Here is a 14,457-nt window from a genome sequence, read left to right on the forward strand (position 1 = left end):
CGCCCGGCCGGTCGGGACAGGAGGCGCCGATGGCACTCGCGGCGCTGACGATGCCGACGACGATAGGGCCGACGCCGATCGGGCCGACGACGATCGGGCCGACGACGACCGGGCCGCAGACGACCGGGCCGACGACGACCGGGCCGACGACGAGGCGACGAGGGGACCGCACCGCGATGACGCAGCCCGACCCGCGCCCGGCGCCCGTGCCCGCCGCCGGACCCGCCGTCCCGCCTCTCGATCCCAGGCACCTCGACCCCGCGCCCGGCGACCCCGCGCCCCTCGATCTCACCGCGGCGTTCGACGAGCACGGATCCGCCCTGCTCGGCTTCGCCGTCAACGCGCTGCGCGACCGAGGGCTCGCCGAGGACTGCGTGCAGGAGACGTTCCTGCGCGCCTGGCGCTCGCGCGAGCGCTACTCGGCGGAGCGCGCGAGTCCGCGCACCTGGCTGTTCGCGATCGCCCGCAACGTGATCGTCGACGCCCACCGCTCTCTGCAGCGGCTGCCGCGGATCGTGCCGGCCGAGGTGCTCGACGACGTCCCCGGCGACGACGTCGATCCCCTCGAGCCGCTGATGATGGTCGAGGCGCTGGCCCGGCTCTCGCCCGAGCACCGGCAGGTCGTCGTCGCGATCCACCTCCGCGGCGAGAGCTACGCCGAGGTCTCCGCGGCCACCGGAGTCGCGGTCGCGACGCTCCGGACGCGCACGTTCTACGCTCTCAAGGCGCTCCGCACGCATCTCGCGGCGCCCGACCCGACTCCGGAGGACCGATCGTGACCAGCAGTGGCGGACCCGGCGACGGCGGACCCGGCAGCGGCGGACCCCGCAGCGGCGGCCCGGACGAGGGCGGCCGTCGCGAGGAGCTGATCGCCGCGGCCCTCGCCGGCGAGCTGTCGCCCGGGGAGGCCGCCGAGCTCGACCGGCTGCGGGCCGAGGACCCGAGCGTGGACGAGGAGCTGGCCTCCTTCGGCGCCGTGCTCTCCGGGCTGGGCGGGGTCGGCCGCTGGGAGGAGCCGGAGCCCTCGGCGGACCTGCGCGCGCGGGTCGCGGCGCTCGCCGGCCCGGCGCCGGTGGCCCTCCCGGATGCCCGCGACGCGGAGGAGCGGGGTGCACCGAAGCGTCCCGCGCGCGCCCGCCGGATCGCGCTCGGCGTGACCGCCGCGGCCGCCTGCGTGGCGCTCGGCGCCGTCGGCGGTCTCGCCCTGCAGGCGCTCGGCGACCGACCGCCCCAGGGCGGGCCGGGCACGCTCGGCGCCGTCGAGCCGATCGCTTTCGCCGAGGACCCGGCCCTCGACATCGACGCCGAGCTCGTCGCCCATACCTGGGGCACCGAGACGATCCTGCGCGGCAGCGGCTTCGCCGTCGGCGAGAGCTACGAGGTCGTCCTGGTCACGGCGACGGGCGTGCGGCTGCCCTCCGGCTCCTTCCTCGGCAGCACCGCCGAGCTCGACTGCGCGATGAACGCGGCCGTCCTGCGCGCCTCCGTCGCCTCGATCGAGATCACCGACGAGAGCGGCGGAGCGGTCGCGGTCGCCGAGCTGCCGGTCGTCGAGAGCTGACCGGCCGGGCGGCGATCGGCCAGGCGGCTCAGCGCCGCGGCGCCGGCACCAGGCGGGTCAGCCGGCCGATCAGCCACTCCAGCGGTCCGATGCCGACGAAGCGCCACCACAGCACCGCGACCGCCCACACTCCCAGCACCAGGAGGAGGGCCGCGCCGGGGGTGTCGGCGACGTAGCCGAGGCCCTGGGTCGCGAAGGCGGCGACGACCGCCACCTGCAGCACGTACACCGAGAGCGCGAGCGAGCCGACGGCGCGGAACGGCGTGAGCACCGCCGTGATCACCGTGCTCGCCGGCCGCCGCCGGACCGTCGCGAGCAGCACCACTGCGACGTAGGCGGCGAGCACCAGGCCGAGGTCGTGCAGCGTGTCCGGGTGGCTGCCCGAGACGGATCGGAGGCCGATCAGCCGCTCGAGCGCCGGCCGCACCGGGTACGCCAGCACCGCGACGACGGCGAGCACCGCGAGCAGGCGGTCGCGCCGGAAGCCGTGCCGCAGCAGCAGCGCGCCGAGCAGGAGGAACGGGAGCAGGTTCGTCAGCCGGTAGTGCGGATCGACGAAGCTCCACTGCAGCAGGTATCCGACGGGCGTCCGCGCGTAGAGGACCGCCGGGTCCACCGACGCCGCGACCAGCGCGTTCAGCGGAGCACCCGCCACGAGGACGACGGCGGCGACGATCGCGACGAGGCGGCTGCGCAGGAGCAGGATCGGCGTCCCGAGCGCGAGCGTGAGCCCGAGGTGCGGCAGCACGATCGCGATCCAGCTGCCCCAGCCGCCCAGCCAGACGCCGAGCGCGACGAGCACGGCCCCGCGGATCAGGTTCTGCACGACGACCCGCCCGCCGGAGGCGCCGGGCCGCGCCAGGACCAGGGCCGCCGACATCCCCATCACCAGGGCGAACAGCGGCGACGCGAGGTCGTTGATGTTCCCCGCCGCGAAGCCGGCCGCTCCGTCGCGCAGACTCGGCAGGAGCGGCATCGCGTGCGCGATCAGCATCGCCAGGATGGCGACCCCGCGGAGGACGTCGGGCACGAGGACCCGGTCCGGCTGCAGCCGGGGCGCGAGGGTCGCGGCGCGCGGAACGGTCGTGGTCGCATCCATGGGGGAGAGGCTACGGCGTGGCCGCCCGCGCCCGCGCGCCGTCGCGCGTCGGGGCGCCCCCACCTCGCGCCAGGCGAGCCTTCGCTGTCCGTGGCGTCCGCGCCCGTGCCGTGGTCCGCGCACGGAACCGGTCTCGGCTCGTCGGCTCCGGGCGTTGCAGGGTCACCGTGGACGCCGTACCGTAGGAGTCGCCCCCCGTTACGACGGAACGGGAAGAAGACCTTGGAACCCCAGCCGGACGACTGGATCCAGGGTCTTTCGCTTGTCAGGGTGCCTTCCGCTCGTCAGGGTGCCCTCCGCTCGTCAGGGCCCGGAGTCGATCGCGACGAGTGACTCCGGCGTGCGACTCTCGATGATCAGCGTCGTCCGCAGCTCGTCGAGATGTCTGTGGTCCCCGAGACGGGCCGAGTTGATCGCTCCCAGAACAGCGTCGGCGATCCAGAGCAGAGGCTCGTCACCGCCGCGACGATGCGCGATGCGCAGGCGACGATCCAGTCCCTGCGCTTGAAGACCGACGATGTGGGCACGGTCGTCTCGGTCCTGCGCAGTGGATCGGCACTCGAGCGTCAGATCGAAGACCTCGAGCCCGATCAGCTCGTGGTACAGCATCTCGAGGCATTTCCGCCGATACCGCTCGACGCGGCGGCGCCGGAGGTCGCGGTGGGAGACGACGATGTTCATCGGTCCGAGCTCGACGATGCGAGAGACGATGACGCGGCGACGTCGCTCGCTCTCGCCCGTCCAGTGGAGCTTGATCTGTCCGGGCAGCAGGAGCGGGCGCAGCAGGTCGCGCGCATCCGCGTAGGAGTCGGCGGTCAGAAGCGCTGCGCAGACGAGGTACTCCTGATGCCCGCTGCCACGGTCGGCCGACGACTCGTCGATGAAGGCGCGAAAGGGTGCTGCCATCAGCTCTCCCTTCTTCGCGCTCGACCCCGCACGGGCCGCGTCGGTACTCGTCGACCTGGTGCTGACAGCGACGAGGTCGGCAGCGATCCGAACAGTAGCGGGAGCACCGCGCTCCTGCTGCTGACCGGGCAAGCAGTATCGGTTCCGGCCGCGATTCGTCGTGTCTCCGGCTCGTGAGACGCGGCCGGGCTCGTCGGACTGGGCGGTCTCCGCGTGCCGGGGCGGTTCCTGCGAGCCCGGGCCGAGCGCGCGCGCCGGACGGGCGCGGGCGGCATGCTGGAGGGATGACCGACGCCACCACGCCCGCCGCGCCGTCCGAGCGCCGCGCCCGCCCGCCCCGCCCGCAGCTCGTGCTGACCGTGCTGCGCACCGAGCGGCTCACCGAGCACTTCGTGCGCGTGCACCTCGGCGGCGAGGGCTTCGACGCCTTCGTCGAGGCCGCGGATCCCGAGCGCCTCGCCGCCACCGACCGCTACGTCAAGCTGCTGCTCGCCCCGCCCGGTGTCGCGCTCGAGCCGCCGCACGACCTCGACGCCCTGCGCGCCCGCCTCGCCCCCGAGGAGCTCCCGGTGCGTAGGACCTACACGATCCGCTCCGTCGATCTCGAGGCGCGCAGCCTCGCGATCGACTTCGTCCTGCACGGCGACGAGGGAGTGGCCGGACCCTGGGCCGCCTCCGCGCGCCCCGGCGACCGCCTCGAGATGTCCGCCCCGGGCGGCGCCTGGGCGCCCCGAGCGGACGCCGCGAACCTCCTGCTCGGCGACGAGTCGGCACTGCCGGCGATCGCGGCGGCCCTGGAGGCGATGCCCGCCCATGCCCGCGGCACGGCGCTGATCGAGGTGCACGGCGCCGAGGACGAGCTGCCGCTGACCGTCCCCGCGGGCGTCGAGGTGCGCTGGCTGCACCGCGGCGACGAGGAGGCGGGGCAGGCGCTGACCGCCGCCGTCGCGGAGCTGACCCGCCCGGACGGCGCCGTCGAGGTCTTCGCCCACGGCGAGCGGACGGCGATGAAGCGGCTCCGCGCGATCCTCCAGGACGACTGGGGCGTCGAGCGCGCGGCGCTCTCGCTCTCGGCCTACTGGGCACTCGGCCGCGCCGAGGACCGCTTCCAGGCGGAGAAGCGCGAGCCGGTGGGCGCGATCTTCGCCGACTGACGGCGACTCGGACTGACGGCGAGTCCGGCTGACGGCGACTCCGTCACCCGCGGACGACGAAGGGCCCCTGCACTGCGCAGGGGCCCTCCGGCGTTCAGACGGTGATCACTCCGGGCGTCAGACCCGCTTCAGGAGGATCGGAGCGCTCGTCGTGGCGTTGCCCGCCGCGTCGACCGCCTTCGCCGTCACCGAGTAGGTGCCCTTGGGGAACACCGCGGTGTTGACCGTGAGGTACCAGTTGCCGTCCGACGCCTTCACGGCGTCGCCCAGCTTGGTGGTGCCGACCCAGTACGTGACTCCGGTCACGGCGGTGTCGTCCACGGCGGTCGCCATCAGGCTGACGACTCCGGTGACCGACGAGCCGGAGCCCGGCGAGACGATCGCGACGGTCGGCGCCGTGCGGTCGACCGGCGCCGGCGTGGCCGTCGGGGTCGGAGTCGCGGTCGGAGTCGCGGTCGGCGTCGGCGTCGCGGTCGGCGTCGGCGTGGCGGTCGGCGTCGGGGTCGCGGTCGGGGTGGCGGTGGCCGTCGAAGTCGCGGTCGGCGTCGCCGTCGGAGTCGCGGTCGGGGTGGCCGTCGGGGTCGCGGTCGCGGTCGGCGTGGCCGTCGGCGTGGCGGTCGGCGACGGAGCGGTCACTCCGCCGAACTGGTCGGCGCCGGCGGTGCGGGAGCCCATGACCTGGCCGTCGATGTCGGTGCGGGCCGACGTGGTCGATCCCCAGCCGGCGATCTGGGTCCCGGTCGCGGACAGCACGTGCAGGTCGCCGGTGGCCACCGAGGCGAGCGCCGGAGCGCCCTGGACGTTGCCCTGCTGGTTGAGCAGCGACGGCGTCTTGCAGAGCTTCGTGTTCCAATTCTCGACGATGGTGTTCGTCATCGGGCTGGTGCAGGAGGAGAGGTAGCTGACGATGTTGCGGTCGAAGACCGTGTTCTTCGCCCCGCCGACCCGCAGCGCGCCCGACTCGAAGGTGTTGTTGCGGATGTGGATTCCGTCGGCCGAGGCCTCGCGGAAGTCCGCGGACGAGCCGCCGCGGCAGTCGCTGGTGATCACGATGCAGCCGGAGACGAAGTTCGACTCCACGGTGATGTCGCTCATGCCGTCGCCGCCGCCGGGGGAGAAGATGATGCCCGCGTTGTAGCAGTTCATCAGCGTGTTGCCGCGGAGGGTGACGTCGTTGCTCTCGAAGACCTGGATGCAGTCGGCGTGCAGGCCGTTGTCGATGTTCTGGTCGAAGTTCCGGACCAGGTTGTTCTCGATCAGCCCGTTGTCGGTGCCGCCGACCTGGATGCCGTCCATCGACGAGCCGTTCTCGAAGAGCGAGTCGCGGACGACGACGTTCGCGCTGCGCACGAAGATGCCGGCGCCGTCGATGTGCATCCGGTTCACCGTGATGCCCGAGCCGTAGGTGTAGAAGGTGCTCTTGGAAAAGATGTCGTTCCACACGGTGTTGGGCGTGTAGACCTTCGTCGAGCCGAGCACGGGCGAGGCGCCCGGGGCGGGCTGCACGACGACGGGAGCGGCGACGGTCGCCTTCCCGCCCTTGAGGGTGGTCGTCGGGTAGGTGCCGGCGGTGAGCAGCACGGTGTCGCCGGCGGCGGCGTTCTGGACGGCGGTGGTCAGGGCGCAGGGAGCGGCTGCGGAGCAGGCCGTTCCCGTGCCGTTGGGCGAGGCGTAGCGGTTCGCCGCCGCGAAGCTGGGCGCGGCCGCGAAGAACGCGGCGATCACGACCAGCAGAGCGGCGAGAGTCGCGCTGAGCGTTCGAGTCATGGGCGTGGTGTCCAATCGGGGAAGGTGTGAGCGGGGACTCGGGGCTGGGAGAGGAGAAGGGAGAAGACGAGGGGAGGCCGTACCGGGCCTCGGCGGTGCGCGCCGGGCGAACGGGGGACGACTCCGTACACTGGGCGCGGCGGGAGCGTCCCCGGCGGCCGAGCACCACCGATGCACGTGCCGCCGAGCTCGCGCCCTGACGGACGGATGCGGCGACGGGCCGCCTCCGCCATCGATGAGCACGGCTCCGCGACGGGGCCGGGAACGGGATCGCTGTGAGCGGAGTAGGTTCGCGAGTCCGGACGGTGCTGGGCGGGCTGCGCAAGCGCACCGCCCCGCTGCTGAAGAGCCCGGCGGTGCTCTCGCTCGGCGCGCGCGGCGTCTTCCTCGACGCGCCGCGCCTGCGCAGTGCCCGCCGCTCGGGCGGGGCCCGCGGAGCCAGTGGTGCTCAGGGCCGCGCGATCCTGATCGCGCCCCCCGGTGCCGGCAACATCGGCGACGCCGCGCTGGTCGGCGCGTTCCTGGAGAACGTGGCCGGGCCGATCACCGTGATCACCCGCTACAAGGGCGACTTCCGCATCCCGGCCGAGCAGGCCGACCGCGTCGAGATCGTCTCGCTGGGCACCCTGCTCTACGGCGGCCTGCCGAGCTTCGTCCGCGACCTGCGCCGCTTCCGGGCCATGCTGCCCGGCGCCGCGTCGGTCTCGATCGTCGGCGCCGACATCATGGACGGCGCCTACAACTTCCGCGCCTCGACGAGCCGCGCGCTCGTCGCCCGCAGCGCCGCGTCGGCCGGAGTGGACACCCGCGTCCTCGGCTTCAGCTGGAACGGCAAGGCGCACCCCGGTGCCCTCGCGCAGCTCCGCGACGCGGACCGCGCCGGCACGACCCTCTTCCTCCGCGACCCGCTCTCCGTCGAGCGCGCCCGCCGCGACGGCCTGGACGCGAAGGCCTCGGCGGACATCGTCTTCTCGGCGCGCTCCGTCGACCAGGGCCGCGCGAGCACCGAGCTCGCCGCGCTGGACACGACCGGCGGCATCGCGATCGTCAACGTCTCCGGCCTGATCGACACCGACCAGACCGGCGCCTACGTGGAGATCATCGGCGGCCTGCGCGCCCGCGGCCTCGCCGTCGTGCTGCTCCCGCACGTCATCAAGCACGGACCGGACGACCTCGCGGCCTGCCGCAAGGTCTTCGCGGCCCTGCCGGACACAACCGGCGTCGCCTTCGTCGAGGACGTCCTCACTCCGGCGGAGGTGCGCGGCTTCACCGAGCGCGCGACCGTCACCGTCACCGGCCGGATGCACCTGGCGATCATGTCCCTGATGAAGGGCGTCCCCGCGATCACGCTCGCCACCCAGGGCAAGGTCGAGGGCCTGATGGCGATGTTCGAGCTGCCGTACCTCTGCGTCGAGCCGGGAGCCGGTCTCGCCGGCCGCGTGGGCGACGCCCTCGAGCGCGTCCTCTCCGACCGCGAGAGCGTCTCGGCCGCCATCCTCGCCAAGCTGCCCGCCGTGCAGGAGCTCAGCGCCGCGAACTTCGCCGGCCTGCCGCGCGCCTGAGCGGCGCGGGCGGGCTGTCGCGGGGGTCGTCGGCACGGGCGTCCTTCCGGGCGTCGAGGGCGGAGGAGCGGCTCGCGCCCTGACCGCGGCACTGCGGTGGGGGAGTCGCTCGAGAGGTCGGCCGGAGGAGTCCGGCGCGTCTGCTGCGACCCTAGGCGGGGCGTTCGAACGCCTGTTCGCAATGAACCTTCCTCCGGACGGGGGTTCCCGTTCAGGGGGCGCACTCCGGCTCGACGCGCCGCCGGTCCGCCCGATCCCGCCCCGGACGGGTGACGCGGGCCTGGGATGCGGCCCCGAGCGCGAAGACGCGTTCGGCTCGCGGAACCGCGTCGGGCTCGCGGGACTGTCCGGATCCGGCGTGCCGAGGCGGGTTCTGAGTGCCGGAGGTGGCTGCGGGCGGCTGGGCGGGCGAGTTCGGCTCGCGACATCGCGTCCGGCTCGCGGAACCGCGCACGTTCTGCGCGCCGGAGGGGGTTCCACGAGCCGAAGATGCATGCCGTTGGCACCGTCGCCGTAACCCCGAGCGCCGTCAGACCGAGCGCCGTCAGACCGAGCGCCGTCAGACCGAGCGCCGTCAGATCAAGTGCCGTCAGACCAGGCGCCTCCCGCTGAAGCGGTCGATCGGGGCGTCGCGGCGCATCGCCCGCTCGTACATGCGGTGGAACGGCTCGGTCAGCACGCCGTTGGAGCGGTCGAGGGCGTCCTGCCGGGCGACGATGTCGCCGAGCTGCGCCGCCAGGTCGGCCCGCAGCGCCGCCTCGTCCACCGTCGTCGACTCGCCGCCCGCGACGACGACCCGCCCGGCCACGATCACGGTGTCGATCGACGAGCCGTTCTCGGAGTAGACCAGCTGGTTCTCCAGGCGCTGGCGCGGAGTGAAGGCGAGCGTCTCGAGGTCGAAGAGCACGAGGTCGGCCTGCTTGCCCACCTCGATGCTCCCGGTGACGTCGCCGAGCACGGCGCTGCGCGCGCCGCCGATCGTGCCCGCGGTGAGCACCTCGGCCACCGTCGGCCAGGACGAGAGGTCCGGATCGGTCACCTTGTGCAGCAGCGCCGCCGCCTTGATCACGTCGAGCATCCGCGGGGAGTCGCTGCTCGAGCAGCCGTCGGTGCCGAGTCCGAGGTTCACCCCGGCCTCGTGCAGTGCGCGCCACGGCGCGATGCCCGAGCCGAGCTTGAGGTTCGAGATCGGGTTGTGCGAGACGGAGGTGCCCGCCGCCGCGATCGACGCCATGTCGGAGTCGGTCAGCCAGATCCCGTGCGCGAAGGTCGTGTTCGCGGAGAGGGCGCCGATCCCGGCCATGTACTCGACCAGCGTCGAGCCGTGGAACTCCTCCCCGGTGACCAGCTGCGTCTTGGTCTCGAGGACGTGGATGTGGCACTCCGCGTCGTGCTCGAGCGCCAGCTCCGTCGCCCCGACCAGCAGGTCGGCGCCCACGCGCTGCGGGGCCGAGGGCGCGACCATGTAGCGCAGCCGTCCGCCGCCCCGCCCGTGCTGGGTGGCGAAGGCGGTGCGACTGAAGTCGAGGTAGCCCTCGGTGGTCGGCCGGGCCGCCCCGCGGACCGAGTCGAGCAGCTCGGCCGGCAGGTACTCCTCGAGGAACGGCATGGTCTCGAAGAACGGCTTGCTGATCACGTGGCCGGAGATGTTCGCCCGGATCCCGATCTCGTCGTAGGCGTCGAACACCGCCGCCAGCTGCGCCGCGTCCTGGTCCGGGTTCTCGAGCACGTCGTCGACGAGCGTCGTGACGCCCGCCTTCAGCGACTCGAGCGCGAACAGCGACGAGCGCAGCCGGATCAGGTCCGGAGCGACGCGGCTGTCGCCGAGGATCGGATAGGACAGCAGCATCCACAGCTCGAGCGGCAGGTTGTCGTAGCGTCCCTTGTAGAGGTACTCCCACGAGTGGGTGTGCGCGTTGACGAAGCCCGGCGTCACGAGGCGGTCGCGCCCGTCGAGGATCTCGTCGCCCGGCTCGGGCTCGAGCCCCGGGCCGATCGCCGTGATCACGTCGTCGACGATCCGGATGCTCGCCGTGATCGGGACGGCGCCCGAGACGGGGTCCATGGTGATGACGGCGGCGTCGGTGATGAGGAGGGGCATGGCGGTTCCGTTCGTGATGCGGTGGTGCAGGAGCAGGGTGGTGCGGGAGCGGGGGGTGCGGGAGAAGAGGAGCGGGCGGAGTGACGCGGCCGGCTACCCGAGGACGGGCTCGGACTCGCGCGCGGCCGGCTCCAGGGCCTCGCGCTTCCGCACCCAGGACGCGGCGTCGCCGCGGCCGAGCAGCAGATAGGCGAGCCCCGCTGAGACGCCGCCGGCCAGCCAGGACACGTCGACGCCGCCGAGCGCGGTCGCGGCCGGCCCCTGCAGCGCGGGCACGGAGCCGTTCATGAACAGCCAGGTCAGCGTCGCGCCGATCGCGAAGGAGAGCAGCGCGCGCCAGCGGACGTCCGGCAGCAGCGGCGAGCCGACCGGCGCGAAGAGGTGCCCGAACGAGCGCACCCGCGGCTCGAACACCGTGTAGTGCACCAGCACGATCGCGCCCCACGGAGCGACCCAGCCGACCAGGCCGACCAGCCAGGCGTCGAGGGTGGTCGCCAGGTCGTCCTGGAAGACGAAGAAGACGGACGCGGCGAAGGCGAGCACGCCGACGATCAGGCTGAGGGTCCGGCGGCCGAGGCGGATGTCGAGCGCCTGGGTCGCCATCCCGAACGAGTAGATGTTGAGCACGTTGGTCGCGATCGGCCCGTGCACCACGAGCAGGAGCACCGGGATCGCGAGGGCGCCGAAGTTCTCCACGATCAGCTGGCCGGGGTCGACCGAGCCGTTCTTCGTCGCGAGCGTCGCGCCGAGCACGCCCAGCCAGACGACGGGGACGAACTGGCCGAGCACGCTGGCGAAGTAGAGCTTCCGGCGCGAGGCACGGGGGCTGACGAAGCGGGAGTAGTCGCCCGCGTAGGCGAGCCAGGTCAGGCCCCAGCCGATCCCGATCGCGGTCATCACGATCGACATCGCCGCGATCCGGTCGCCGCCGGTGAGGGCGCCCTCGGCCGGGCCGGCGTAGGACCAGTCGATGTCGAGGAAGAACCAGGCGACGATCGACATCACGGCCAGCACCAGCAGCGTCGGCGGCACGGTCCAGCGCTCGAACGCGGCGATGGCCTTGTAGCCGAGGAACGAGATCGCGACCTGGATCGCCATGATCACCGCGGCGACCGCGACCTTCCAGCCGATGTTCGCCGCCTCCGGATCGACGAGGCCGACGGAGCCGAGCAGCGCGATCACCAGGTCGAGCACGATCCAGGTGTTGATCGCGCACCAGCCGATCACCACGACGGCCTGGATCACGGCGGGCGCGTAGTTGCCGCGGCGGCCGAAGACCGCGCGGCCCACGAGCATCCCGGTCGCGCCGGTGCGCTGGCCGAGCAGCACGAAGAAGCCGAAGACGGCCATGCCGACGACGTTGCCGAGCACGAGGACGGTGATCGTGTCCCAGAGGCCGAGGCCCATGTTCACGCCCAGCGCGCCGAGGACCCAGTTGATCGGGGCGATGTTGGCGCCCGCCCAGATCCAGAACTGGCCGTCGAGGCGCGCGTTGCGACGGCTCTCGGGGAGCGGGGTCAGCGCGTCCTCGGTGTCGGTCGTGCCGTGCAGGGTGTCGGAGCTCATGGGTGGATCCTCTCGAAGCGTGAGGTGGAGCGGGGAGGCGGAGCGGGGAACGGTGGACGGCGCTGCGGATGAGCGGCTGTGGAGGAGTGCGGCGGGTCGGGGTCCACCCTCCCGGCGGGCGGTTTCCGCGGCCGCCTCGCCGTGTAAATTCGCCGTGACGCGAGAGGACGTTCTGCATGGTGATCCCGCTGTCCGAGGCGCTCCTCGACCCGCTGCTCGCGGCCGCCGGACCGGTCGTGGTCGCCGGCGGGGAGGCCGCCGCGCGGGTGCCGATCCGCTGGGCGCACGCCAGTGAGCAGCTCGACGTCGCGCCGCTCCTCCTGGGCGGCGAGCTGCTGCTGATGGAGGGTGTCAACCTCTCCTCGGACCAGGATCCCGAGGAGTGCCGCCGCTACGTGGAATCCCTGGTCACGGCCGGTATCGGCGCCCTGGCCGTCGAGCTGTCCGAGCGGCTGCCGAGTGTCCCGGCTCCGCTCGTCGCCGCGGCCGACGACCTCGGGCTCGCCGTGCTCGCGCTGCCCCGGCGGGTGCCGTTCGTGCAGGTCTGCGAGAGCATCAACACCCGGCTCACCGAGCAGAAGTTCCGGAGCCTGCGGGTGGCGGACAGAGTGTCCGGACTTCTCGGCGAGGCGGCGGCCGCGGACGCCGGGATCGACGAGCTGCTGAAGGTCGTCGCGAGCGCCACGGGCGCCAGTGCCGCGCTCGTCTCGCCGGCGGGAGAGGAGATCGTGCGCGCCCATCCCGGCCGCGGCGTCGACACCGCGCGCACCGCGGGCGCCTCGTCCGGGGTGCTGCGGGCCGGCGACTCCCTGCTGGGCACGCTCTACCTCCGCGCCCACGACGAGGCCGACCTGCACGGCGTGGCCGTCGCGCTCGACCGCGCGCCGGACGTGCTCGCGATCGCCCTGCTCCGGCGGCGGCCGCCGACCGCGCGCGAGCGGCTCACCGCGCAGCTCTTCGCGGTCGCGACGGCGCCGTCCGCGCGCCCCGACCCGAGCGCGGAGCTGCAGATCGACGCGCTCCTCGGCCGGCTCGGCGTCGGCGGCCGGGAGTGCTTCCTCGGTGTCTGGGCGGACTTCGGCGACGACGAGCGCACCCTCCGTGCGGTCCGCGCCGCGCTCGACCGCTCGGTGCGGGGGTCCGCGGACTCCGCGAGCGTGATCTGCGTCGCGGGCGGCGAGCTGCTCGCGCTGCTGGCCTTCGCGGACTCCGCCGCGCGGGAGCGGGCGAGGGCGCTGCTGCTCGGCGAGTGGCCGCCCGCTGCCGGGGCGGCCGCGCTGGTCTGCGTGGGCAGCGGGGCCGACGCAGTGGCGCGGGTGCCGCGCGAGCTCGCGGAGGTGCGCGGGGTGCGGGAATGGACCCGCGCCGAGAGCGGCGTCGTCGATGCGCGGCTGCACCGGCTCGAGCGCTTCGCCAGCACGCTCCGCGACGACCCCGAGGCGGATGCTCTGGTGGAGGAGGTGCTCGGCCCGCTGCGCCGCGGTCGGCCGGAGCTGCTCGCGACCCTCGAGTCGTTCGCGTCGCACTGGGGGAGCAAGACCGCCACCGCGGCCGCCCTCGGCATCGGCCGGCAGACCCTCTACGACCGCCTCGCCCGCATCGAGTCCCTGATCGGCCCGCTCGACGCCTCCCCGGCCCGCACCCGCGTCCTGCTCACCGCCGTCTCCCTGCACCGCGCCCGCGCAGCCCTGCCCCCGGCCGCCCCGCGCTCGACCCGCCCGTTCCCGCCCCCACCGGACCGCTGACGCGCCGCGGACGCCCATCGCGGCGCCCTCTGAGACGCTGAACGGAACGAGAAGGAGAGGTGCGGGACGATGCACATTAGCCCCGTGGATCCGCGTGACGTCGACGCCGAGGTGACGATGCCCGTCTACCGCGTCTACTTCGCCGAGACGGAGACGAGGGTCGACGAGATCCGGATCACCGGCGCGCGGGACGTCTTCGAGGTCGTCGACTGGGCGGAGCGCGACGCCCGCGGAGTCCCGTTCACGGTCTACTGCGAGCACCCCAGCCCCTTCAACCCGGGCAAGGTGACGCTGCAGCTCCTCCTGTCGCGCTGAGCGAGGTCCTGTCGAACCGAGGTCTCAGCGCGGCGGCAGCGCGGCGCCCGCGACGGCAGAGCTGCCGAGGTCGCTCTGAGGGAGGGGCTCGCCGGAGGTGAGGGCGTCGGTCCAGGTCGCGGTGTCGGCGACGGCCGCGAAGTTCGAGTTCAGCAGGGCGAGCAGCGTGGTGTGCACGGTCTCGGCGTCGACGGAGCCCGCGGCGTTCGAGATCGCGATGGCACCGGTGGCGTCGGAGAGCACCTCGGCTTTCAGGCCGTGCGTCTCGGCCTCGGCCGCCGAGGCGAGGATGCAGTTGTTGGTCATGTAGCCGACCAGGGTGATCGTGTCGACGTCGCGCTCGCGCAGCCAGGCGAGCAGGTCGGTGCCGGCGAAGACGGTGCCGAACCGCTTGGTGATCGACTTCCACTCATCACTGCGGCGGCCTTCGATCTCCGGGTGCAGCTCGAAGCCGGGGGTGCCCGGTGCGAAGACGGGTGCTCCCTCGCCGCTGCTGTGCTGGACGGCGGCGATCGGCAGACCGGCGGCCGTGGCGGCGTCGAGCGCGGCGGTGATGGCGGGCAGCGAGGTCGCGTGCGGCGGGTAGCGGATCTCGAGCGGCCCGGCGAAGTACTCCAGCTGGACGTCGACGAGGATCAGGGCGCGGCGGGGTGCGGTCATGGTGTCTCTCCTGGATCGGGG

General features: G+C 73.5%; 12 protein-coding genes. 6 read left to right on the forward strand and 6 right to left on the reverse strand.

What is annotated here, in order from left to right; genetic code table 11:
- Nucleotides 1-29 precede the first annotated feature (29 nt).
- Entirely contained in the window at nt 30-779 is a 750-nt protein-coding gene (locus EDF17_RS00280; RefSeq protein WP_243732739.1) for a sigma-70 family RNA polymerase sigma factor, read from the forward strand.
- Nucleotides 776-1,561, forward strand: coding sequence for a hypothetical protein (locus tag EDF17_RS00285; RefSeq protein ID WP_123444637.1), 786 nt, complete (start codon nt 776-778; stop codon nt 1,559-1,561). Before EDF17_RS00280 ends, EDF17_RS00285 begins: the two co-directional genes overlap by 4 nt.
- Before the next feature lie 28 nt (nt 1,562-1,589).
- On the opposite strand, the gene EDF17_RS00290 is transcribed toward EDF17_RS00285, so the two are convergent.
- Together EDF17_RS00290 and EDF17_RS00295 are read right to left on the reverse strand one after the other, a co-directional pair.
- Nucleotides 1,590-2,660 (reverse strand): DUF418 domain-containing protein, encoded by a 1,071-nt coding sequence (locus EDF17_RS00290; protein ID WP_123444638.1) that lies wholly within the window; start codon nt 2,658-2,660, stop codon nt 1,590-1,592.
- A gap of 303 nt (nt 2,661-2,963) precedes the next feature.
- Nucleotides 2,964-3,698 (reverse strand): hypothetical protein, encoded by a 735-nt coding sequence (locus EDF17_RS00295; RefSeq protein ID WP_243732740.1) that lies wholly within the window; start codon nt 3,696-3,698, stop codon nt 2,964-2,966.
- Between the two features lie 152 nt (nt 3,699-3,850).
- On the opposite strand from EDF17_RS00295, the gene EDF17_RS00300 reads away from it, so the two are divergent.
- Entirely contained in the window at nt 3,851-4,720 is an 870-nt protein-coding gene (locus EDF17_RS00300) for a siderophore-interacting protein (RefSeq protein WP_123444639.1), read from the forward strand.
- Nucleotides 4,721-4,837: 117 nt separating this feature from the next.
- Here EDF17_RS00300 and EDF17_RS00305 read toward each other — a convergent pair whose 3' ends face one another.
- Nucleotides 4,838-6,487 carry an Ig-like domain-containing protein gene (locus EDF17_RS00305; protein WP_123444640.1) on the reverse strand — a complete coding sequence of 550 codons (1,650 nt, stop codon included), beginning with the start codon at nt 6,485-6,487 and terminating at the stop codon, nt 4,838-4,840.
- Nucleotides 6,488-6,792: 305 nt separating this feature from the next.
- Between EDF17_RS00305 and EDF17_RS00310 the strand changes: the two genes are divergently transcribed.
- Nucleotides 6,793-8,049 (forward strand): polysaccharide pyruvyl transferase family protein, encoded by a 1,257-nt coding sequence (locus tag EDF17_RS00310; protein WP_123444641.1) that lies wholly within the window; start codon nt 6,793-6,795, stop codon nt 8,047-8,049.
- A 589-nt stretch (nt 8,050-8,638) separates the two neighbouring features.
- Here EDF17_RS00310 and EDF17_RS00315 read toward each other — a convergent pair.
- Complete coding sequence (locus EDF17_RS00315; RefSeq protein ID WP_123444642.1) at nt 8,639-10,150, reverse strand: amidohydrolase; 1,512 nt, start codon at nt 10,148-10,150, stop codon at nt 8,639-8,641.
- A gap of 93 nt (nt 10,151-10,243) precedes the next feature.
- Entirely contained in the window at nt 10,244-11,716 is a 1,473-nt protein-coding gene (locus tag EDF17_RS00320; RefSeq protein ID WP_123444643.1) for a cytosine permease, read from the reverse strand.
- Nucleotides 11,717-11,892: 176 nt separating this feature from the next.
- On the opposite strand from EDF17_RS00320, the gene EDF17_RS00325 reads away from it, so the two are divergent.
- On the forward strand, nt 11,893-13,461 hold the full coding sequence (locus EDF17_RS00325; protein WP_123444644.1) for a PucR family transcriptional regulator: 1,569 nt from the start codon (nt 11,893-11,895) through the stop codon (nt 13,459-13,461).
- Nucleotides 13,462-13,545: 84 nt separating this feature from the next.
- Nucleotides 13,546-13,776 (forward strand): hypothetical protein, encoded by a 231-nt coding sequence (locus EDF17_RS00330; protein ID WP_123444645.1) that lies wholly within the window; start codon nt 13,546-13,548, stop codon nt 13,774-13,776.
- 24 nt (nt 13,777-13,800) lie between these two features.
- Here EDF17_RS00330 and EDF17_RS00335 read toward each other — a convergent pair whose 3' ends face one another.
- Nucleotides 13,801-14,436: an isochorismatase family protein gene (locus EDF17_RS00335; protein ID WP_123444646.1), complete on the reverse strand. Its 636-nt coding sequence runs from the start codon at nt 14,434-14,436 to the stop codon at nt 13,801-13,803.
- Nucleotides 14,437-14,457: the final 21 nt, after the last annotated feature.

Source organism: Rathayibacter sp. PhB1, from assembly GCF_004362935.1.
GTDB lineage: Bacteria > Actinomycetota > Actinomycetes > Actinomycetales > Microbacteriaceae > Rathayibacter > Rathayibacter festucae.

Excerpts from the sequence above, each read along its gene's own strand:
- EDF17_RS00280 (WP_243732739.1), top strand. The coding sequence starts at position 30 with ATGGCACTCGCGGCGCTGACGATGCCGACGACGATAGGGCCGACGCCG.
- EDF17_RS00290 (WP_123444638.1), bottom strand. The coding sequence starts at position 2,660 with ATGGATGCGACCACGACCGTTCCGCGCGCCGCGACCCTCGCGCCCCGG.
- EDF17_RS00300 (WP_123444639.1), top strand. The coding sequence starts at position 3,851 with ATGACCGACGCCACCACGCCCGCCGCGCCGTCCGAGCGCCGCGCCCGC.
- EDF17_RS00305 (WP_123444640.1), bottom strand. The coding sequence starts at position 6,487 with ATGACTCGAACGCTCAGCGCGACTCTCGCCGCTCTGCTGGTCGTGATC.
- EDF17_RS00315 (WP_123444642.1), bottom strand. The coding sequence starts at position 10,150 with ATGCCCCTCCTCATCACCGACGCCGCCGTCATCACCATGGACCCCGTC.
- EDF17_RS00320 (WP_123444643.1), bottom strand. The coding sequence starts at position 11,716 with ATGAGCTCCGACACCCTGCACGGCACGACCGACACCGAGGACGCGCTG.
- EDF17_RS00325 (WP_123444644.1), top strand. The coding sequence starts at position 11,893 with ATGGTGATCCCGCTGTCCGAGGCGCTCCTCGACCCGCTGCTCGCGGCC.
- EDF17_RS00335 (WP_123444646.1), bottom strand. The coding sequence starts at position 14,436 with ATGACCGCACCCCGCCGCGCCCTGATCCTCGTCGACGTCCAGCTGGAG.